This is a genomic window from Alistipes sp. An116 (genome assembly GCF_002161005.1).
GTDB lineage: Bacteria > Bacteroidota > Bacteroidia > Bacteroidales > Rikenellaceae > Alistipes > Alistipes megaguti.
Window position 1 is genome coordinate 13,098 of record NZ_NFLR01000017.1, and the last position, 21,912, is coordinate 35,009.

14 protein-coding genes and 1 tRNA gene are annotated in these 21,912 nt (G+C 62.0%); 4 read left to right on the plus strand and 11 right to left on the minus strand.

The window, feature by feature from the left end; all coding sequences use genetic code 11:
- Positions 1 to 226 precede the first annotated feature (226 nt).
- On the plus strand, positions 227 to 919 hold the full coding sequence (locus tag B5E60_RS10615) for an AlkZ-related protein (RefSeq protein ID WP_087311477.1): 693 nt from the start codon (positions 227 to 229) through the stop codon (positions 917 to 919).
- 86 nt (positions 920 to 1,005) lie between these two features.
- On the opposite strand, the gene fsa is transcribed toward B5E60_RS10615, so the two are convergent.
- Complete coding sequence (gene fsa, locus B5E60_RS10620; protein ID WP_087311478.1) at positions 1,006 to 1,665, minus strand: fructose-6-phosphate aldolase; 660 nt, start codon at positions 1,663 to 1,665, stop codon at positions 1,006 to 1,008.
- 278 nt (positions 1,666 to 1,943) lie between these two features.
- On the opposite strand from fsa, the gene B5E60_RS10625 reads away from it, so the two are divergent.
- The gene (locus B5E60_RS10625) at positions 1,944 to 4,577 is read left to right on the plus strand and encodes a 4-alpha-glucanotransferase (RefSeq protein WP_087311479.1); all 2,634 of its coding nucleotides are present in this window, start codon (positions 1,944 to 1,946) and stop codon (positions 4,575 to 4,577) included.
- 180 nt (positions 4,578 to 4,757) lie between these two features.
- Here the strand turns inward: B5E60_RS10625 and B5E60_RS10630 are convergent, their stop codons facing one another.
- Entirely contained in the window at positions 4,758 to 6,587 is a 1,830-nt protein-coding gene (locus tag B5E60_RS10630; protein ID WP_087311480.1) for a RagB/SusD family nutrient uptake outer membrane protein, read from the minus strand.
- Positions 6,588 to 6,601: 14 nt separating this feature from the next.
- Complete coding sequence (locus tag B5E60_RS10635) at positions 6,602 to 9,754, minus strand: SusC/RagA family TonB-linked outer membrane protein (protein ID WP_239403312.1); 3,153 nt, start codon at positions 9,752 to 9,754, stop codon at positions 6,602 to 6,604.
- A 231-nt stretch (positions 9,755 to 9,985) separates the two neighbouring features.
- On the opposite strand from B5E60_RS10635, the gene B5E60_RS10640 reads away from it, so the two are divergent.
- Positions 9,986 to 10,573 (plus strand): HdeD family acid-resistance protein, encoded by a 588-nt coding sequence (locus tag B5E60_RS10640; protein ID WP_087311481.1) that lies wholly within the window; start codon positions 9,986 to 9,988, stop codon positions 10,571 to 10,573.
- Positions 10,574 to 10,739: 166 nt separating this feature from the next.
- Here B5E60_RS10640 and B5E60_RS10645 read toward each other — a convergent pair whose 3' ends face one another.
- The 8 genes from B5E60_RS10645 to B5E60_RS10680 form a co-directional block, all read right to left on the minus strand.
- Positions 10,740 to 13,223 carry a hypothetical protein gene (locus tag B5E60_RS10645; protein ID WP_087311482.1) on the minus strand — a complete coding sequence of 828 codons (2,484 nt, stop codon included), beginning with the start codon at positions 13,221 to 13,223 and terminating at the stop codon, positions 10,740 to 10,742.
- Positions 13,224 to 13,244: 21 nt separating this feature from the next.
- Entirely contained in the window at positions 13,245 to 13,739 is a 495-nt protein-coding gene (locus B5E60_RS10650; RefSeq protein ID WP_087311483.1) for a DUF3868 domain-containing protein, read from the minus strand.
- A 12-nt stretch (positions 13,740 to 13,751) separates the two neighbouring features.
- Positions 13,752 to 14,345 carry a DUF3575 domain-containing protein gene (locus B5E60_RS10655; protein WP_122120242.1) on the minus strand — a complete coding sequence of 198 codons (594 nt, stop codon included), beginning with the start codon at positions 14,343 to 14,345 and terminating at the stop codon, positions 13,752 to 13,754.
- 453 nt (positions 14,346 to 14,798) lie between these two features.
- Positions 14,799 to 15,383, minus strand: a complete 585-nt coding sequence (locus tag B5E60_RS10660; protein WP_087311485.1) for an RNA polymerase sigma factor — start codon at positions 15,381 to 15,383, stop codon at positions 14,799 to 14,801.
- A 231-nt stretch (positions 15,384 to 15,614) separates the two neighbouring features.
- Positions 15,615 to 16,517 carry a cation diffusion facilitator family transporter gene (locus B5E60_RS10665; RefSeq protein WP_087311507.1) on the minus strand — a complete coding sequence of 301 codons (903 nt, stop codon included), beginning with the start codon at positions 16,515 to 16,517 and terminating at the stop codon, positions 15,615 to 15,617.
- 207 nt (positions 16,518 to 16,724) lie between these two features.
- Positions 16,725 to 18,209, minus strand: a complete 1,485-nt coding sequence (gene proS / locus B5E60_RS10670; protein WP_087311486.1) for a proline--tRNA ligase — start codon at positions 18,207 to 18,209, stop codon at positions 16,725 to 16,727.
- A gap of 264 nt (positions 18,210 to 18,473) precedes the next feature.
- On the minus strand, positions 18,474 to 20,234 hold the full coding sequence (locus tag B5E60_RS10675) for a transporter (RefSeq protein ID WP_239403313.1): 1,761 nt from the start codon (positions 20,232 to 20,234) through the stop codon (positions 18,474 to 18,476).
- Between the two features lie 27 nt (positions 20,235 to 20,261).
- Entirely contained in the window at positions 20,262 to 21,425 is a 1,164-nt protein-coding gene (locus B5E60_RS10680; protein ID WP_087311487.1) for a hypothetical protein, read from the minus strand.
- 286 nt (positions 21,426 to 21,711) lie between these two features.
- Here B5E60_RS10680 and B5E60_RS10685 point away from each other — a divergent pair.
- A tRNA-Ser gene (locus tag B5E60_RS10685) sits at positions 21,712 to 21,798 on the plus strand.
- Positions 21,799 to 21,912 lie beyond the last annotated feature (114 nt).

Consider the following 21,912-nt stretch of genomic DNA (forward strand, 5'->3'; position numbering starts at 1 on the left):
TCCGGCTTCCGACCGGCAGCTTTGCCGGGAGGGGACGAAGCGACAAGCCGGGCCTTCCGCGGTCAACTTTGTCCGGGAAAGCACGTCGTTTTTGAAAATTAAACGGTAAATTTGTCGGACAACGTTCCGCTGCGGCAGAGGAAGCCCCCGCTCCGCGCCCCCCCGCAACCGCACCGGCCGGAGAGGCTGCTCCAAGGCTGCAACGGAACCGAAATACGGAATCAGGATGAAAGATTGCTTGAAAAGTTCGACCGACGTGGAGGAGCGCTGTCTGCAGATGGGCTTTCTCCCCTTTTTCCGCTGCGGCATCCCCGGCTTCTCGATCGAGGAGATGATCGCTCCGGAGTACTGGTTCACCGACGAGGAGGGGGCCTGGGAGTGGAAAGGCCCCGTCATCCGCGAAGGACACTGCGCCTACGGCAAGTTCTTCAACCGCAAGGCGGGATTCGTCAGCTGGGAGTGGCTGCCCGACTGGGTCAACTACCGTCGCTCGCGGCTGCTGGCCCCCAACGAGGATGCCGCGGCACTGGACGATGTGGTGCTGCAGACGATCGAGGTCGAGGGCTCGGCCACGATTCAGGAGCTGCGCCGCATGCTCGGCTTTGCCCGGGGACGCGGACGCCGCCGTCCGACGGATCCCGAATCGGAGATTCCGGAGGATGAGAAGGTCTCGCTCGACCCGATTCTGACGCGGCTGCAGATGGAGGGGCGGCTCGTCATCGCCGACTTCGAATACAACACCGACCGCCACGGCAACCCCTACGGCTGGGGCGTGGCGCGTTACATGACGCCCGAGGCGCTCTACGGCCCGCTCACGATCGACCGTACGCCCGACGAATCCCATGTACGCATCCACGACCACTTCCGCGAATTGTTCCCCGATGCACCGGAGAGCCGGCTGACGAAACTGATCGGCTAAGCGGCCGGGAGGGCGGCCCGAAACGACGCCGGCAGAGCCCGTAAAGACTCCGCCGGCAGGTTGCAGACCTGGATTCGCCCCCGCAATCACTCCTGATTGACGCGGGCATGGTCGGCCAGGAACTGCGCTAGACCGCTCTCGGTCAAGGGGTGCTTCAACAGGCCGAGGATGGCCTGAAGCGGACAGGTCACCACGTCGGCTCCGGCATCCAGACACTGGATGATGTGGTGCGTATGGCGGATCGAGGCGGCCAGCACCTGCGTCTTGAATCCGTAGGTGCGGTAGACGCGCACGATATGGGCCACCAGCCCGACGCCGTCCTCCGAGATATCGTCCAACCGCCCGACAAAGGGCGAGACGTAGGTGGCCCCGGCCTTGGCCGCAAGCAGGGCCTGCCCCACCGAGAAGACCAGCGTGCAGTTCGTCCGCACGCCCCGGTCGGCAAACCATCGGACGGCGCGGATGCCGTCGGCCGTGCAGGGGAGTTTCACGACGATGTGCGGATCGAGGGCCGCCAGCGCCTCGCCCTCACGGATCATCCCCTCGAAATCCGTGGCGATGACCTCGGCGCTGACATCGCCGCCGACCATGCGGCAGATCTCCACATAGTGGCGGTTGCAGGCCTCCTCGCCGCGAATGTGCTCCTTGGCCATGAGCGACGGGTTGGTCGTGACGCCGTCGAGAACACCCAGTTTGTGGGCTTCGCGAATCTGGTCGAGATTCGCCGTGTCGATAAAGAATTTCATACGCGTGTAGCAGTTTTGGTTGGTCGTCAGACGAAAGATACGGATTTTTTCGCAACCCCGGCCCCCTTCGGCCGATTTTTGTCGGCCACGGGGTTCGGGACATCGGCCGCCGCACAGGACTCCGCCCGTTCCGGTGCTCCATCGGGCAGCCCCCCGACCGTCGCGGCCCGGGGATGAACTCCTCACCAAAAAAAGCGGCCCGAGATTCCGAAATCCGAACGAAATTTCTATCTTTGTAGAGATCGAATCAAAACCCGAACCGAGAACTCCGACCCATCATGCGACTCATCTTCGAAATCGAATACCATACCCTTTGGGGCGAGCAGCTCGCCGTGGTGCTCGGCCAGCGCCGAGTCGCCCTCGAATACACCCGCAACGATCTCTGGCAGGGAACGGCCGAGATCCGCAACCTCGAGCAGCTCCGCTCGTACCGCTATGTCGTCGAACGCGACGGCCGCATCATCCGCACCGAATGGCACGCCCATTCGCTCCGACTGCCGCCCGAATTTCCGCCGCGCACGGCACTTCGCATCCGCGACCGCTGGCAGGAGCTGCGCCCCGATGCGGCGTTCTACTCCACGGCCTTCACCCACGGCATCTTCGGCCGCGCCGCCTGCACGGATACCCGCGACGAAACGTCCGCTCCGGCCGGCATCGGCGTCCGACCCACGCAGGCCTCGGTCTGGCTGTGGGTGGTCGAACCCGCCATCCACTCCGACGAGACGCTGGCGCTGGCCTCCCAGGCCCTGGACAACTGGCAGCGCATCGTGCCGCTCGACGACATCGACTTCCCCGTCTGGGGCTGCGCCTGCTCGCTGCCCGCGGGATGCGAATACAAACTGCTGATCGCCGACCGGGCAACGCTGCGCCCCCTGCAGTGGGAGGAGGGCGACAACCGCCGCTGGGAGGAGCCCGTCGCCGAGGGTGAGATCCGGCTCGACGCCTCGCTGGTGGCCCGCTTTCCGGAGCGCCGCTGGCGGAGTGCCGGAACGGCCATTCCGGTCTTCTCGCTCCGCTCCGCAGAGAGTTTCGGCGTCGGGGAGTTCCTCGATCTGAAACTGCTCGTCGACTGGGCCGCGGCGACGCATCAGCGCGTCATCCAGGTGCTGCCGGTCAACGACACCTCGATGACCGGCACGTGGGAGGACTCCTACCCCTACAACGCCAATTCGAGCTTTGCGCTCCATCCGCAGTTCCTGCGCCTGACCGAGGCGGGCGTGGTCGAGGACGACGCCTACCGCCGCCTGCGCGACGAGCTGAACGCCCTGCCCGAGGTCGACTACGAACGCGTCAACCGCACCAAGCAGCGGCTGCTGCGCGAAGCCTTTGCCCGCAATGCCGCCTATACGGCCTCACGCCCCGACTATCAGGCCTTTCTGGCGGAGAACCGCTCGTGGCTGCTGCCCTATGCGGCCTACTGCACGCTGCGCGACGAACACCACACGGCCGATTTCACGCAATGGGGCGACCTGTCCCGCTACAACCAGAAACGCGTCGAGGCCTACTGCCTGCAACGGCGCGACGAGGTGGCCTACCACTGCTACGTGCAGTTCTACCTGCACCTGCAGCTCTCCGAGGTTCGCCGCTACGCCCACAGCCGGGGCGTCGTGCTGAAGGGCGACCTGCCGATCGGCGTCAGCCGCACGAGTGCCGACGCCTGGCAGTCACCCCACCTCTTCCACCTCGATTCCCAGGCCGGTGCCCCGCCCGACGCCTTCTCGACCGAGGGTCAGAACTGGGGCTTCCCGACCTACGACTGGGAGCGCATGGCCCGCGACCACTACGCCTGGTGGCAGGCCCGGCTCCGGAAGATGGCCGAATACTTCGACGCCTACCGTATCGACCATATCCTCGGCTTCTTCCGCATCTGGGAAATCCCCTCGGAGGCGATCCACGGACTGCTGGGGCACTTCAACCCGGCGCTGCCCTATCCGGCCGAGGAGCTGCAACGGATGGGATTCGACCTGACGAAGGGGCTCTACACCACTCCGCCGCTCGACGACGCAACCCTCGGGGAGATCTTCGGTCCGCTGGTTGACACCTTCCGCCGGCGCTGCCTGCAGCAGGGGCGTCTGCGCGAAGAGTTCGCCACGCAGCGCCGGGCGGCCGAGCAGCTGCCGGGCGATGATCCCGAGACCGTACGGCTGCGCGAGGGGTTGATGACGCTGCTCGACGACGTGCTCTTCGTCGAGGATCCCCGCCGCAAGGGGTACTTCCACCCCCGGATTGACGGACGCAGGACCCGTTCGTGGCAGCGGCTGCCCGAATGGCAGCAGGAGTCGTTCAACCGGCTGCACAACGACTTCTTCTACCGCCGTCACAACCTCTTCTGGAAGGAGTCGGCCATGCGGAAGCTCCCCGTTCTGCTGACCGCTACGGACATGCTGGCCTGCGGTGAGGATCTGGGGATGATTCCCGACTGCGTTCCCGAAACGATGCGCACGCTGCAGATCCTCTCGCTCGAGGTGCAGCGCATGCCCAAGACGATGGGCGAGACCTTCGCCGATCCGTCGCGCTACCCCTATCTGAGCGTCTGCACCACCTCGACCCACGACATGAATCCGCTGCGGGCCTGGTGGGAGGAGGACCGGCAGCTCTCGACGCGCTTCTTCCGCGAGGTGCTGCATGCCGACGGCGACGTACCGCAGAGCTGTGAGCCGTGGATCTGCCAGCGAATCATCTCCATGCACCTCGCTTCGCCGTCGATGTTCGCCATCCTGCCGTTGCAGGACTGGCTCGCGATGGACGAGACGCTGCGCGCTCCGGACCCGCACAGGGAGCGGATCAACATCCCGGCCATTCCGCGCTACCAGTGGCGTTACCGCATGCATCTCTGCCTCGAGCGGCTGCTTGCAGCCGTGGATTTCAACACCACGCTCTGCGACATGATCACCCTCAACGGCCGCCGGTAGCATCCGACGGGCGCAAGAGGGTCAAAGCATCCATCGCCGGGACCGACACTTCGAAAACGCCCGATCCTGCCCAACGCCCCCAAAACGGAGAAAACTCATGAAAAGATCACCCCTGCGCCATAAAGGCACAGGGGTGATCTTACATCCGGAGACTCCGCTCCGAGAGATATCTGACTGCGATCAATAGCCGGGGGTCTGGACCATGGCCGGATTGGGGTTGTTCTCGAACTCCGACGTCGGAATCGGCATGGCGTAGTTGGTCTCCTTCCAGACGATGTTGGTCTTCGAGGAGCCCGGGCCCGAGATCGTCTTGTAGTAGTCCTTCTCCTTCTCGCCCAGATCCAGCAGCCGCACGTACTCCCACCAGCGCATCTCGCCGAAAATCTCGGCCCACAACTCGTAGAGCAGCGGATCGTTGGCCAGATGGTCCGTGGCATCGACCGTGCGGGTGCGGTCCGAGAGCGATCGGTAGTCCACCTCCGAGGGGGCATCCACCGGATAGTTGTAGGCCCGGCGGTGCACCTTGTTCACATATTCGAGCGCCGTGGAGGGATCCTCGTCGCGGAGCAGCAGGGCGTACATCAGGTAGATCTCCGGCAGACGCAGGAAGTAGATGTTGTAACCGGCGACGTTGCGCGTGGCGTCGAGCAGATGCCCCTCGAGGAAATTGTACTTGCGCACGGGCCATCCGTAGAAAGTCTCGGGGTCGTTGCCCGTCGAGGCGGAGGTATCCTCCCACCACTTGCCGAAGTCGACCTGCGCCACCTTGCGCGTGGCATTCACGCCGTCGATGGTCATCTGCACCTCGTCGACGAAGGGCTGCAGCGCGCAGACGTACAGCCGCGGATCGGGACCATCCGCCTCGCGGCCCAGTTCGTCACGGTGCTTCTGCTGCAGGGCCAGATAGGCCTCGTCGAGGTAGTACTCCGTCTGTCCGTCGGCCCCCTGGCGCGTCTTCATCACCGCCGCGGACTGCGGAGCCGGATCCGTATAGCCGAAGCGCCCCAGATTGCGGTCGTGCATGTACTGGTTGCCGTAGGACATGGCCGTGCGCGTGCCGTCCGGCGCGATGCAGAAGGGCGGATAGTAGAGCGAAAGGGTCGAACCCGTATTGGGGCTTCCGTAGGCCGAGCCGCTGGTCGGATCGGCCCGGTTGCCCATCTCGTAGAACGATTCGCTGTTGTATTCATACGCATCGTACCCGTTGAACATCATGCGGTAACGGTCGAACGTCTCGAGCGTCTTGCCGCTGTTGGCGATGCAATCCTCCAGGTAGGTGCGGGCCAGGTCCCGCTGCCCGGCGAAGAAGCAGGCCTTGGCCCGGAAGGCCTTGGCGGCCCACACCGTCACCCGATGGGGATCGGTCTGCGTCAGCAGATCCACGGCCCGGTCCAGATCCTCGATGATCGCCTGATAACATGCGCCGGTCTTCTCCCGGCCGATGTACATCTCCTCCAGCGTCCTGGGGACCGTCCGCACGATGGGGATCCCGACCCCTTCGGCATCGGGTTCGCCGTAGAGCGACAACATGTGCCACCAGTAATAGGCGCGGAAGAAGAGGCACTCCCCCTCGTAGTTGTTCAGCGCCTCGGTTTCGGTCTCGGGAGCCGTGGTGCGGTAGGAGGCGATCTCCTCCAGGGCCGTGTTGGCGTAGTAGATGCCCAGACTCAGGGCCGTCCACGGATCGGTGACCTTGTTGTTGCCGGCCTTGACCTCCCCGGCGCAGATGTCGATCCAGGCCGGATCCTCGTGCCAGAGCATGTCGATCGTATGGTCGAGGCAGTACATCACGTACCCGGCCCAGTAGTTGCCCAGGAAACACCAGTGGTGCTGGGCGCCGTAGACCGAATTGACCAACAGATCAACGTGTTCGATCTTCTTGGGAAAATTGGTCGGCGAGAGCGAGTTGGGATCGCTCAGCTCCAGCCAGTCGCTGCCGCAGGCATTCATCATCGCCGCGGCACCCAGCACCGTGGCGGAAAGAGCTATTTTTCGCAGAATGCGTTTCATGATTCAACAGGGATTTAAAAGTTCAAATCCAGACCGAACGAGAACATCCGGGTTTGCGGATAGGTGCTGCCGTAGTAGACACCGTAGGCAGTCTTCGTGGTATTCGAAAATTCGGGATCGAGACCCGTAAAGCCCGTCAGGGTCCAGAGGTTCGTGGCCGAGACATAGATCCGCAGCCGGTCAATCTTCGCCCGGCGCGTCCACCGCCTCGGGAAGGTGTAGCCCAGCGTCACGGTCCGCAGCCGCAGGTAGGAGCCGTCCTCGATGAAGTAGTCCGAATATTTCTGGTAGTTGTAGTTGGGGTCCTTGACCGGGACGTTGCCGTTCGACGCATCGAGGGCCATGACGCGCGGACGGTCGGTCAGTCCGTTGCCCATGAAGAACGAGGCGCCGAAGATCTCCGACGTGGTGTTCGAACTCTCCTGCAGACTCTGCGTATAGGATTTGGCCAGATTCAGCACGTCGTTGCCCGCCACACCCGTAAAGTCGGCCCGAAAGTCGATGCCGCGCCACTCGAGCGAGAGGTTGAAGCCGTACTGCACCGTGGGCCACGGATTGCCGATGAACGTACAGTCGTCGTCGTTGATCGTGCCGTCGCCGTTCATGTCGACGTAGCGCAGGTCGCCCACACCGGTCAGCCGCTGGTGGTAGTAGTCGTAGCCGTTGGCCTGCGCCCGGGCGTTCAGGGCGTCGATCTCCTCCTGCGAGGTGATCATCCCGTCGGTCTTCAGCCCCCAGAACTGGCTGATGGGCTGCCCGTTGACCGTCTTGCAGGGGCTCGGGCCCTCGTTCGGATGGCCTCCGCCGCCGTAGATGGCCGCATTGGTCAGACCCAGGTCGACGACCCGGTTGCGGTTCTGCGAGACGTTGGCCCCGATGGCGTAGTTGAAGTAGCCGATGTTGTTGCGGTAGTTGACCAGCAGCTCCCAGCCGTGGTTGTCGATGCGTCCCAGGTTGACCGGCATCGTACTCATCGTCGTCAGCGACGAGGGCGAGGTGATTCCCGACGAGTTGGGCACCGAAAGGGCATAGATCATGTCGCGGGTGATGCGCTGATACCAGTCGAACGAGATCGAGAGGCGGTTGCGGAAGAGATCCACATCCAGACCCACGTCGGTCGTGTAGATCGACTCCCAGCGGATATCCTCGTTGATGACCTTGATGTTGTTGTAGCCGCCGACGGCCGACGTGCCGTCGAACGAGTGGCTCGTGACGTTCTGGAAGGCCGCCATGTAGGCAAAGCTGTTCAGAGCCTGGTCATTGCCGAGGATGCCCCAGCTGAAGCGCGGCTTGATCATCGAGACCCACGACGGATTCCACGCCCGGAAAAAGGGCTCCTCGGAGATCTTCCACCCGACGGAGACCGAAGGGAAGACTCCCCAGCGGTGCTTGGGGCCGAACTTGGGCGAACCGTCGCGACGGACGTTCATCGTCAGCAGATAACGGTTGTCGTAGGTGTAGTTCAGACGGGCGAACTGCGACAGGAAGCGATCCTCCGACAGGGCGCCCGAAGCGCTCTTGGTGGGGTTGGTCGACAGGGCGAACGACTCGGGGTTGTTGATCGGGAAGTCGGAGGCCGTCGACGAGAGGTCGGCCAGCTGCGACCGCTTGGCCTCGTAGCCGACCATCACGCGCAGGTCGTGCTTCCCGGCGAAGAGGCGCTCGTAGGAGAGTGTCGCCGTGAAGGTGTACTGCTCGGCGTAGTCCAGCGCCTTGGTGTAGCTGTCCTTCGAGGGAGAGCGCCCCAGCGTGTTGGCCTCCGAGAAATTGTCGTCGTAGCCGCCGCCCAGCTGGGCCGAGCCCGTCAGGTTGAGCTTCAGTCCCTTGACGATCTCCCAGTCGATGTAGAGGTCGCCGTTGGCCACCAGATCCGACTGTTTCCGGTGATGGTAGGCGATGTCGGCCACGGGATTGGCCCCCGAGAAGTCGATTCCCGGCGGGATGGCCGCGAAGTCGCCCGACTCGTCGTAGATGCTCATGTAGGGGATCGAGACCCACGGGAAGGACTCCGTGTAGGGGTTGCCGCGCAGGCGCGCCAGATAGATCCGCGTCCCGACGGTCAGCGACGGCGCCACCCGGTAGTCGACGTTCAGCCGCGAGGAGATGCGCTCCCAGTAGTTGTTCATCTGGATGCCGTTCTCACGCTCGTACGAGCCCGAGAGGTAGTAGCGGAAGCGCTCGCTGCCGCCCGTGAGCGAGAGGTTGTAGCTCTGCTCGATGCCGGGCTGGTAGATCTCGCTCACCCAATCGGTGTCGGGCAGCGACGAGGGGTCGCTCCAGATCGAATAGTTGAAGCCCATCTCCTGCATGACGCGGATGTAGTCTTCGGTGCCGAGCATGCGGTACATGTCCGTATACTGGCGCACGCCGACGTGGCTCGTGAATGCGAGTCTGGCCTTCGAGTTATAGGTGCCCTTCTTCGTGGTGATGAGCACCACGCCGCCGGCGGCCCGCGAACCGTAGATGGCTGCGGCGCTGGCATCCTTGATCACCTCGATCGACTCGATGTCATTGAGGTTGTAGTCGGTGCTGTTCTCGCAGGCCACGCCGTCGATGACGAACAGCGGGTTCAGACCGTTGATCGACCCCACGCCGCGGATCACGATATCGGAGCTCGCACCGGGTTTGCCGCTGGTCTTGGTGACCATCACGCCGGCCACCTTGCCCTGCAGCGCCTCGGCCACCGAACGCGCCGGCGTATCCTTGATGTCCGAGGCCTTGATCGAGGCGATGGAGCCCGTCAGGTCGGACTTCTCCTGCGTACCGTAGCCGACCACCACGACGTTGTCCAGCCGTTCGCTCTCCTCCTCGAGGACGATGTCGAGTTCCGTGCGGTTCAGCACCGGGAAGCGCAGGCTCTTGAAGCCGACATAGGTGATCACGAGGGTCGAACGGGCCGGGACCTTCAGCGAAAAGCGGCCGTCCGGGCCGGTGATGGTTCCCTGCATCGTCGGGGCATCCTTGACGACGATCGTGGCACCGACCAGGGGATTCCCCTGCACGTCGGAGACCAGTCCGGAGACCACCCGGTCGGGGAGTTCGCGATCGGCCGCCGAAGCGGGATCATCGGGGGTTTCGTCGGCCCACGCCGCGCCCCACGTACAGCACAACAGGGACAACACGAGCAACACTCGCCTGTTCAACCTGAAGAGGTCAAATCTTTCCATATCCAAGAATTCGGGTTTGATCTCTTCCCGACCAATCGGAGTGCCACGCCGCAACAAATTTCACACCACACTATCAGTCAATCCATTAAACAGACGGCCTCCGCTCCCCGGGTGTGGAATGACACCCCATGCGGTGTGGAAAAAATCCACGGCGGCGGCCGCTCCCCACCCTCGGCCGCACGCTCCGGCACGCGAATTGCACCCTGCACCGAAGAACAAATTCCGCTTACGATGAAAAAACTGCACGCTTTGCTCGAAAGTTCGAAACAGGCTATCCGCTACTGGTGGCTGCTGCTCGCGGTCGGCCTCCTTCTGCTGGCGGTCGGGATACTGATCTTCCTCTTCCCGGCGCGGAGCTATCTGGAGCTCTCGATGCTGCTGGGATGGGTGATCCTGCTGGCCGGCATCCTGGAGGTGGTGCTCTCGGCCGCCAACCGCCACTTCATCACAGGCCGCGGCTGGATGCTCGCCGGCGGCATCATCGAGATGATCCTCGGTCTGGTGCTGATCTTCAACGTCGCTCTGGCTGCCACGATGCTGCCGCTGCTGCTGGGTTTCTGGCTGCTGATGCGTGCCTTCTCCACCATCGGACTGGGCAGCGACATGCGCACGCTGGAGATCTCCGGCGCCGGATGGACCATTCTGACGGGCATTCTGCTGCTGATCTGCTCGCTGTGGATCCTCTTCCAGCCCGTCGGAGTCGGCACCTCGGCCGTCATCGTCTGGGTCGGCATCACGATGCTCTTCGCCGGAGCGGCAGCCTGCACGCTCGCCATGCAGCTCCGCCGGGCCCACCACCGCCTCGAAGGCGATTGCTGACCGCCGCCGACACCCCAAAACCCCTGCCGCACATAAAGAGACCCCTGCCGCACCATCGTGCAACAGGGGTCTCTTTTTTGGAATCCGCTCCGGAAGGCTCCTCCCCGCCCGGACCGTCGGACCGATAACGGACCGATAACAAGCCGATAACGGGTCGGCGGCCGGCTCATTCAAAATCCTCGCGGAAGAGGCCGTAACGGCGGATCAGCCGCGAAATTTCGGGATCGAGGTTTCCGCGGAACTTCAGGTTCTCACGCAGCTCGACCGCCCGCAGGAAATACTGCACGGCATGCTCCTCCTCGCCCAGACGGGCCGCCAGAATGGCCAGCATGTACTGGATGTCGGCCGTCGAGGAGGCCTCGGGCAGTCCGCGGAGAATCCGATAGGCCGCCGCATCGTACCCGAGCGACATGTAGGCCAGTGCCGTATTGCGGTCCTCGTAGGGGCGCAGGATCGTCAGCGCCTCCTCGTAGCGGCGCTTGCGGAGCAGATCCACGGCATGCATGTAGTTCGAATCGACCTCCGTCGTATAGACCGTATCCTGCTTCATGCCCCTCCGGTGGAGGTTGAAGCGGAAATCCACGGCCCGCATCTGCGGATAGATCACACTCCGCATCCGCGCATACTCACGCGGATACTTCAGGCGGATGCGCCACTCGCGCGTATCGGGATTCCCCTCCCAGCGGATCATCTCCAGAATCTCCGCCTTGTGTGTCAGCAGCGTATCGGCGGCCACTAGCCGGTACAGTTCATCCCAATCCTCGGCCAGCGAGGTCGTGCGCAGCAGATTCGGAAGGTCGGGCAGCCGATCCTCCTCTTCGACCATCACCTGCCGCCCCTGCTCGTCGAGCGTATAACTGCCGGCGACGTTGAGCGAGTCGTACAGCACGCGGAACTCTCCGACCAGCACCCGCCGCAGCGCTTCGGCCCGATCGCGAGCCAGCCGTTCGTTGAGCTCCCAGCGCCCCTCGGGCGAAGCCGTGGCGCGGAGCGTGATGCTGTCGATCAGGTAGACCGGATCGGTCATCAGACCGCGCGTGAGCGACTTCACGGCGGCAATCTGCCGACGATTCTCCGGGAGCGTGTCGACCAGCGAGCTTTTCCCGACGGGGAACGTGAAGAAGAAGCGCGCATTGGCCTCGGCGTCACGCAGCACGATGCGCTGCATGTAGCGCGTCCGCTCGTCGAGGAACGTCGTCATCGAGGCCACGTTGTAGTACAGCGTGTCGGAACGTCGCAACCGATAGCTGCGGCCGTTGCGGTCCTCCACCTCGCCGGTGAGGTAGAGCCGCAGCTTCGAGGTATTCTCGTCGGCCTGCACCTGCTGCGTATAGTAGTAGTCGATCCGGCCGTCGGGACGGTAGATCACCGTATCCAACCGCACGGGATCCGGATAGGGATGGCGTACCAGCCGCCGATAGGCATCCGGTGCCCCGAGCCGCCGCCGCTCGTTGCGGGCCAGCTGTCCCTGCCGCAGCACGCTGTTGCGCAGCGCCATCGTGTCGACCTCGTAGAGCGAGGCCAGCCGGTCGGCCACATAACCGCTGCGGATGCGGTAGTTCTCCATCAGGGCGCTGTCACCCGTCTCGCGGAGCAGCCCCCCGATCGTCTTGCGCCGAAGCCCCGTATAGGCCAGCCGCTCGCCGGCCAGTCGGCGCAGTGTCTCGCGGTCGGCCGTGCGGAGCTCGTTGCGGACCGCCTCCGGGCGTTCGCCGAGCGAACGGATGTAGGCCTCGCGGTCGCGGCCCCCCTCGGCGGGATAGTCACCCGCCACCCGCGTATAGACCGCTCCGCCGGGCAGCACCTCCACTCCCGGATAACGGTAACGCGGCGTAAAATAGTCGTTCAGATGGTCGAGCCGATTGCCGGCATCGGGCACATAGGTCATGCGGGCACGGACCTTGCGGTCGGTCGAACGCACGTAACGGCGCAGGATCTCCTCCTGCCGCCGCCGCTCCTGCGGGGTGCTCCATCCGACTACCCGGTCGTACATGGCCTCTCCGGGAGTCATCCACTCCAGCCGCTCCATCGCCCCGGCATACAGCGCCCGCTGATCGAGCACGCCGTCCAACCGGCGGCGATAGAGGCCCTGACGGCCAAAACGGTCGAAATAGTCGGCACTGTCGACAATGCGCCCCAGATAGGCGTCGTAACGGTCGTATTCGTGCTGCTGCATCCGCCGGAAGCGCTCACCGCTGTAGACCAGCGGATCGAAGGCCAGCGTATCCTCGCCCTTGAGCAGCCGCGGTCCGACCACCAGCCGCCAGTCGAGGTGCTGCAGCGTATCGGGAACCGAGACGATGAAATCGACATTGATCTTGCCGTTGCGCTCGACGATGTTGCGGCGGCCGGCGGCCGAAATGACCACCTCGTCGATGGCCACCGACATCAGCGTCTCACCCGAAACGGAGTCGACGGTTGCCGGAGCCAGATAGAGCTCCGTCCCGTCCTGCCGGCGGAAGGTGATGATCTTCTGCGCCGGGACGGTATCCGCCGCCCGGGCCGCCAGCTCCCGTTTGCTCCGGGCCGGGAGATAGGCCCCGACCTTGGGATCACTCTTGGCGAGTTTGCGCAAACTTCCGCATCCGGTCAGCAGCGCCCCGACCACGAGTGCGCCGACGGCATACCCTCTCCATTCACACATGCTCATCTCACAGGAATGAATTGTTGATTACTCTTGCCGGTCGACCGCGCCGTTGACATCCACCGTAAAAACGCGCCGTTTGCCGCCGGGCGAGGTCTGCACCTGCCGCAGCACCAGCGTAGCGTCGTCCATCCAGCTTTCGTAGGGAACCTTCATCTCGTAGAGGAAGGTCTGGTCGCTGCGGCCGTCGACGTTGATCGTCAGATAGGGCTGGCGTTCGGCCCAGTAGGCACCCGAGAGCCGGCGGCGGCGCTCCATCATGTGCTGCTGGTAGCGGCCGTTGATCAGCACGTGCGGGAAGAGTTTGACCGACCGCCGGTCGGCCGTGCTCAGTTCGGGAAGAATCGCCCAGCTTTGCGACCGCGTCACGGCCTTGCGGGCCACCGAGATCTCCAGAACCAGATGCAGTTCGCCGTCACGCTCGGCCAGCACCTTGCGCGTCACGGCCACATCACCGAGAATCTGAGCCCGGAGCGAAAGCCCCGCCATCAGAAACAGAACAAGCAGCAGATATTTTTTCATGGGACGATTCGATTATTTGCGCGAATTGAACAGATAGACGAACGAAACACCGAGTTCCGTAGGAATGGGCAGCACCTTGGTCCGACGGGCCGAAGCAGAGGCTTGCGAACCGTCGATGGGCTCCGTATGGTAGTTCAGACGCACCAGACCGGCGCCGGCCGAGAGTTCCAGATTCCAGTGCGGACTGACATAGAACTGATAGCCGATGCTCAGACCGCCCCCCACGAACGAACCCTTGTAGTAGTTCGTGGCCAGGCCCCGCATGATGCGGTCGCCGATAAAAGGCAGCCGGAAACCGCCCACCTCACACTTGCCGCCGATGGCATGGACACCGAAATAGAGACGCGTATACTTCTCCGTGACCCAGTAGCGATACTCCGGGCGCAGGAACCAGTGCTGAATCCGGTTGTCCGAACCGAGGGTCCAGGGATTGTAGTTGGCCGTCATGGAGAGGGTCGAATGTTTGCTCAGGGCGAACTCCACTCCGACATTCGGAGTCGTTGTCGCCCAATAGAGCAGGTTGGTCTTCACAGCGACCTGCTGTGCCGAGGCTCCGAGCCAGCAGCCGGCGACCAACAGAAGCGACAGAAGGATCTTCTTGTTCATGATCATTGAGATTAGTTTCCGTTTCTCGACCCACCCGGGCGGGAACAGCACTCGTCCTCCTTGTCAGCCGAAAAATCGCACAAAAATGAGGATAAACCCCAAATAACGGCGTATCATTGGCGATACAACAAATCAAAAAGCCATTTCCGTGGCAAAAACAGAAACCGTCGCCCGTTCAAAGAGTTCACCGCCAGAAATGAAGGGCGCCTCCCGGCGCCCTTCCCCATCAAAAATTAACCCTTAAAAATTATCCCCGCTTCGGAAAATCTCCGAGAGGTAATGGTGTAGATAGTAGAGATCAGCATCCCCCTGTATCACCTCCCGCATCAACAGATCCTCGTCTTCAGAGATGCCGTTGTCAGAGACTTCATTTTTGTCAATATTCTCCATAGGCGTTGTCTTAGATTGCTTTCAACTATATAACGCATCCGACGGGGAAATATTGTACGTTTCTCAGCAGAGAACCAGATTTTTTTCCTTGATCATCCGCCGCAGGTTGATCAGCGCATAGCGCATGCGTCCCAGCGCGGTATTGATGCTCACGTTGGTCTGCTCGGCGATCTCCTTGAAGCTCAGCCCCGAGAAGTAGCGCATCATCACCACCTCGCGCTGTTCGGAGGGCAGCAGTTCGACCAGCGAACGCACGTCGCGTTCGATCTGCTGGCTGACCATGGCATCCTCGACCGTGCGTTCGGCGAATTTCAGCGTACCGAGCATGTCGTATCCCGCCTCCGACTCCGTGACGGCCTTGTCCTGACGCTGGGCGCGGAAGTGGTCGATCACCTGGTTGTGGGCGATGCGCAGGATCCACGACAGGAACTTGCCGTTATCCGTATAACGGCCCTCGTCGATGACGCGGACGGCTTTGATGAAGGTCTCCTGGAAAATATCATCGGCCACGTCGCGATCCTTGACCATCATGTTGATGTAGTCGCGTACGCGGCGGCTGTGACGTTCGATGAGCTGGGACATAGCGCTCCGATCCCCGGAAAGGTAGTGATTAAGCAATACCCGGTCACTTAATACTTGCACATTCATACTCTTGTCTCCCAATTAGTTACAAAGAGTAGAGTCTTTTCCGATAGGCAATCCAGTTTAAAGCGTTATGTATAAATACTCTTCATGATCGGCCCCTGACAACGTCCCCGCTGCAGAAGCCCGGCGCTGGCAAGATACACATTTTTCCCGGAAAAAACAAATTTTTCTACTCTTTCGAGAATTCGTTCTCCGGGGAAGTGTCCTGCAAAAATCGTACCGGGAGAGGCGCCTCTACTTGTTGATCGGCTCGACGTGAATGGCGATCATCGTTTCCTCGCCGAAACGCTCGCGCAGGCGGCGTTCGATCTCCACGGTCAGATCGTGCGAGTGCTCGACGGTCATCCGCCCGTCCATGCGGACATGCACCTCGATGGCGATCGAGGCACCGATGCGGCGCGTACGCAGATTGTGGGGTTCGCGCACCTCGGGATTGGCCGTGACGATGTGCAGGATCTCCTCCTCGACATCCTCGGGCAGCGACTGTTCGAGCAGTTCGCCCAGGCCGTTCCGGATCAGGTCGAAGGCGATCTTGAAGATGAAGACCGCCACAAGCAGTGCGGCCACCGGATCGGCAATCCGCCACTTGGAGCCGAGGAAATAGGCGCAGCCGATACCGACCAGCGTACCGAGCGACGAAAGGGCGTCGCTGCGGTGATGCCAGGCGTTGGCGATGACGCTCGGGCTCTGAATCTGACGCCCTACCCGCACCGTATAGCGATAGAGGATCTCCTTGACGATGATCGAGACGAGGGCTGCCACGAGGGCAATGACGCCCGGACGCGGGAGGAGTCCTCCGTCGAGGACGATCCGGATCCGTTCGATGCTGTCGACCAGGATTCCGGCACCGACCACCGCCAGCGCGAGACTGATGATGATCGTCGCGAGGGTTTCATACTTGCCGTGACCATAGTCGTGGCCGGGGTCGCGGGGTTTGGCCGAGATCCGGGCAAAGGCGATCACCACCACGTCGGTGGCCAGATCGGAGAACGAATGGACGGCATCGGCGACCATGGCGCCGCTTCGGCCGACCAGACCGGCAATCAGTTTGACGATCGACAGGACCAGATTGACCACGAACCCGACGAAGGTCACGCGATAGATTTTCCGTTTACGGATTTCCGCTTCACTCGACATATTCACCAACATTTAATCCACTTATCTGCGGCCAAAAGTACAAAAAAATTCAATCCGTGCAACGCTCGAAACGACATGCCGGATAAAATGTCCGCTCCACGACGGCTCGTCCTCCCGAAAAGCACCTCCGGCCGATCTCCCGACAAAAAAAGAGGGAGGCAACCCGACTGTTGCCCCCTCCCGATACCGACGATCGGACGCCTCCGATCAATAGCTGCGGGCGAAGAGCACGCGACGGTGCGAGGGTTTGCCCGAGTAGATGCAGACACCCTCCTCTTCGGGCGCGTCGAACGGAATGCAGCGGATCGTCGCCTTCGTGGCGTCCTTGATGGCCACCTCGGTCTCGACCGTTCCGTCCCAGTGTGCCGAAATGAAGCCGCCCTTCGTATCGAGCACCTCCTTGAACTCCTCCCACGTGTCGACCTTCGTGATCATCGAGTCGCGGAAGGTGAGCGCCTTGCGGTAGATATTTTCCTGGATATCGGTCATCAGGCCCTCGATCCGCTCGACAAGCCCCTCCTGCGGGACGGTCGTCTTCTCGAGCGTATCGCGGCGTACGAGTTCGATCGTGCCGTTCTCCAGGTCGCGCGGGCCCATGGCCAGACGCACCGGCACACCCTTCAGCTCATACTCGGAGAACTTGAAGCCCGAACGGACGTTGTCGCGGTCGTCGATCTTGACCGAGATACCCTTCTCGCGCAGCTGTGCGGCGATAGCCTCGAAACGGGTGCGGATCTCGGCAAGCTGCTCCTCGCCCTTGTAGATGGGGATCATCACCACCTGAATCGGGGCCAGACGCGGCGGCAGCACCAGACCGTTGTTGTCCGAGTGGGCCATGATCAGGGCCCCCATCAGACGCGTCGAAACGCCCCACGACGTAGCCCAGACGTATTCGAGCTTGCCCTCCCTGGTGACGTACTTCACGTCGAAGGCCTTGGCGAAGTTCTGCCCCAGGAAGTGCGACGTACCGCTCTGCAGCGCCTTTCCGTCCTGCATCAGCGCCTCGATCGTAAGCGTATCCTCGGCTCCGGCGAAGCGCTCGTTGGGCGACTTGTGGCCCATGATCACCGGCAGCGACATCCACTCGCGGGCGAACTTTTCGTAGACGTGGATCATCTTCTCGGCCTCGGCGATGGCCTCCTCACGCGTGGCGTGGGCCGTATGGCCCTCCTGCCAGAGGAATTCGGCCGTACGCAGGAACAGACGCGTACGCATCTCCCAGCGCACGACGTTGGCCCACTGGTTGCAGAGGATCGGCAGGTCGCGGTACGACTGGATCCAGTTCTTGTAGGTGTTCCAGATGATGGTCTCCGAGGTCGGGCGCACGATCAGCTCCTCCTCGAGTTTGGCATCGGGATCGACCACCACACCCTTGCCTTCGGGGTCGTTCTTCAGGCGGTAGTGGGTCACCACGGCGCACTCCTTGGCGAAGCCCTCGACGTGGTGGGCCTCCTTCGAGAAGAACGATTTGGGGATGAAGAGCGGGAAGTAGGCGTTCTGGTGACCCGTCTCCTTGAACATCTTGTCCAGCGCATCGTGCATCTTCTCCCAGATGGCGTAGCCGTAGGGTTTGATGACCATGCATCCGCGCACGGCCGAGTTTTCGGCCAGTCCGGCCTTGACCACCAGATCGTTGTACCACTGCGAGTAGTTCTCCTCCGACTTGGTGAGGTCTTTCAGTTCCTTTGCCATTGTCTATATTGTTTTTGCATTCGTTTCGTGGCGCAAATATACAAAAAAATACAAGGTCCGCCATATTGCGGACCTTATATTATCGGCTCACCACCCCACGTGCCCCGCCGGCTTCCTACGGCACCTCCGGGACCCTTGCGGGATTTCGTTTCACCTCACACCCCCCTTCGGGCCCCGCCGACACGGTGCGGTCCAGCCAGATCCTTCCGCGCACATCTGCTCTTCGGCCCCGCCGGCTCCGGTTTGCCCCTCCCGGCCCCCGGGTCAGAAGCGGAAGTTGAGCGACATGGCAATGTAGTGACGCGTGATCGAGGTGTCGTAAACCCCCGACCAGGTCCCCGGATTGCCCGTATCGTAATCGCGGCTCAGGAAGAGCTGGTAACCGCTCAGCTTGTCGGAGACGTTCTGGTAGGCCACGTCGAGCGAGACCGTGCGCGAAAGGATCAGCCCCAGACCGGCCGAAAGGTAACAGCTCTCACGCGTCACCGGCATGCCGGCATTGACCGCGTAGGTGTAGCAGGCGTTGTCCTGAAGCATCGAGTCGGTGTAACCGCCGCCCACCCGTACGGCCAGAAACGGCAGCGGCTTGATCTCGGCACCCACCCGCAGCGAATTGGTTGCCTGGAAGTTCTGCTTGAATTCGGCCTTGTAGTCCTCCGATCCGAGTTCGTTGTAGCGGGGCACCCCCTTCACGCGCATGGCATTGTACCAGTTGCGCTCGTAATCCACCGATACGATGGCGAAGTTGCCGAACGTATACGAAGCGCCGAACATCAGCCGCATGGGCGAGGTGACATTCCAACTGTCGGGGCCCTCGTTGCTGGCCGTCGGCGAATCGTTGCCCTTTTGCACGCCGCGGATCGGGCCGTTGTTGTTGGCAATGTCTTCCGTCTGGACGATATTGGTCGTAATGCCGGCCTTGTAGGTGTATTCGAGCGAATAGTAGGTCGGCGTATGGAAGGCCATGCCGATGCGCAGTCCGCCGACGGGACGCACCACGACGCCCACTTTGAAGTTCACGCCGCTGCCGTCGATGGTCATCTGCTGCGAGAGGTTCATCATCTCCAGCTGCTCGGTCAGATTCGTCCATTCGCCCCCGGAATAGCTCTGCGCCACACCGTTCGTATTAAAGTAGCCGTACTCCTCCTGATAGGTCATCGCCGTGCGCTTGTAGATGCTCTGGATGCCGAGCGTGGCGCCGAAGTAGACGATATTCTTGATGTTTCCGCCCAGCGAAATATCGAATTCGTTGACCGATCCGCTGTTAACCACATCCATCGAGTGGAGCACCGAGGCATTGCCGCCGATGCGGGCCACGCCCCAGGGGTTCGCGCCACCGTCGGAGAAGTAGTCGACCATGTAGCCGTCATAGCCCAGCGCCGCCGGCCACACACTCGGGTGCAGATCGTCCATCAGCAGGTGGCCCCCCGTGTTGGGCCGCACGCCCCACGAGTTGAGCTGCTGCGAGAAGATGTCGCCGATGGTGGGCATGAGGGCCCCCGTCGAGGGGTCGTAGAGCGACTCCGACGAGAAGGAGTAGCGGTTGTTGAAGTCAGCCACGCGGTTGAGCCCCAGTCCAAGCGTCAGGCTGGTCAGGGCCCGCGAACCGCTTTCGTAGACATTCAGCGCCACGCCGACGTTCCCGAAGGCGAAGCGTGTCTTGTTGTTGTTCTGCCATGTGGAGGTGCCCTCGGTCGAGGCGTGCGACACGTTGACAAGCGGGGTCAGCGTGATCTCGTTGCCACGATACATGCCCAGTCCCGCCGGATTGAGGGCCATCGACGAGAGATCGGCACCGAGCGAAGTAAACGCTCCGCCCATACCCATCACGCGGGCCGTTCCGAAGAGATGGGTCCGGCTCAGTTCGGCAAAGTCCGAAGCCCAGAGCATGTCGCGGTTGAGCACCGAACCGCCGAAGCCGTAATTGATCCGTGCCTCGGTTGTCTGCGCCCGCAGGGGCATGGCGGCCATCGCCAAAGCCGACACCGCCAGAAGCGCTGTTTTTATCCTTACATTCGTTTTCATCATCATCCAATTTTAAGAAACCATGGATCAACGGCTTCCGCGACTTCCGCCGCCACCGACCGAACCGCCGCGCGAACCGCCGCCACCGCCGAAACTGCCGCCCGACGAACCGCCGCGCGAACCGCCGAAGCTGCCGCCGCTGTTATAACTTCCGCCGCGCGAACCGCTGTTGAATCCGCCGTTGCCGAAGTTCGGGAAACGGTCGTTGTTGCGGTTGGAATTGTTGTAGTTGTTGTAGCTGCCGCGCGAGCCACTGTTGCCGAAGGGACTGTTGTCACCGCGGCTGCCGTAACGGGATTCGTAGACCACACCCCGACGGCCGTTGTTGCCGCGCGTGTTGTAGCTGCTGCCGCCAACGCCGTAGGTTCGTCCCGAGACGCTCCGTCCGGGGGTATAGCGGTAGGCGGGACGTCCGCCCGGATTGGCGTAGTAGTTGCGCCGGGGCGTGCCGTGCCAGCCGGGGCCCCAGTGCGGATGGCCGTACCAGCCATACCACCCGTGCCAGCCGTAGCCCCACCAGGGATCATACCACGAACGGTACCACGGTCCCCACGGGCCGTACCACGACGAGTAGTACCAGGGCGAGTACCAGCTGTTCCAGCCGAAGCTCCACCCCCAGTTGCCGAACGTAAAACTCGGACCCCAGGGCCAGTCCCAGCCATAATACCACGGAGCGGCGAGCACCGTACCGCCCCACGTACCGAACATCGAGGTGATGTACTTGGGCTCGACCCAGACCTGGTCACCCGAGATGACGATGTTGTAGAAGGCCGGATCGTAGGCCGAGGCGTAGGTGAAGGCCGAACTGTAACGCGCATCGAGATAACTCGACGGCATCTTGTAGGTCGGCGAATCGAAGCCCCTCAGCCGGCGGGCATAGGCACTCTCGTAGTCATCGGCCAGGATGCTCTCGTAGGGGTTCGCGTCGGGCGAGGTGTATTCATAATACCTGTTTTCGGAGGCAGCGGCTTCGGCCTCTGCGATCCGGGCCTCCCACTCGGCCTTGCGGGCCTCGGCGGCGGCACGCCGGGCTTCGGCTTCAGCCTGCTGCTTGCGGGCGATCTCGGCACGGTCGTGCACAGCGTAGAGATCGTCGGAAGCAGAACCTGCCGCAGCCTGATAGAGGGACGAACATCCGCTCGTCGCCACCGCCAGGGAGAATATTCCGATTAAAACCTTGAACTTTTTCATAGCGCACCTTGTTTGCGTTAGCTTCTTTACCTGAAAAACGAAAATCATACCGATTTTAGTATCGTTTCACCCTTATAAACGGGATTCGGCGCCGGATACTGCATCACCTCCGACGTCGGGCTATGGACAAAGATACGAATTTTCGCCTGACAAAACGGCCCTGGAAGGCTTTGCGGCGACTTTTTTTCAACAATCTGCATTTTTTTCGTCCTCAAGTGGACAAAAAATAAAAATAATGTCTATATTTGCAGTCCCAAAACAAAGGTTTTGGTCTCGACCGGAAAAAGGAGAGATGCCGGAGTGGTCGATCGGGCCGCACTCGAAATGCGGTGTACGGGTAACTGTACCGGGGGTTCGAATCCCTCTCTCTCCGCAATAAACATTGAAAATCAATGTTTTATAAAATAAACACCCGATTTTACACCCAAGAATGTAAAGTCGGGTGTTTTCTTATTTAAAGGGTTATGGGCTAATCCCCCTGCTTTTA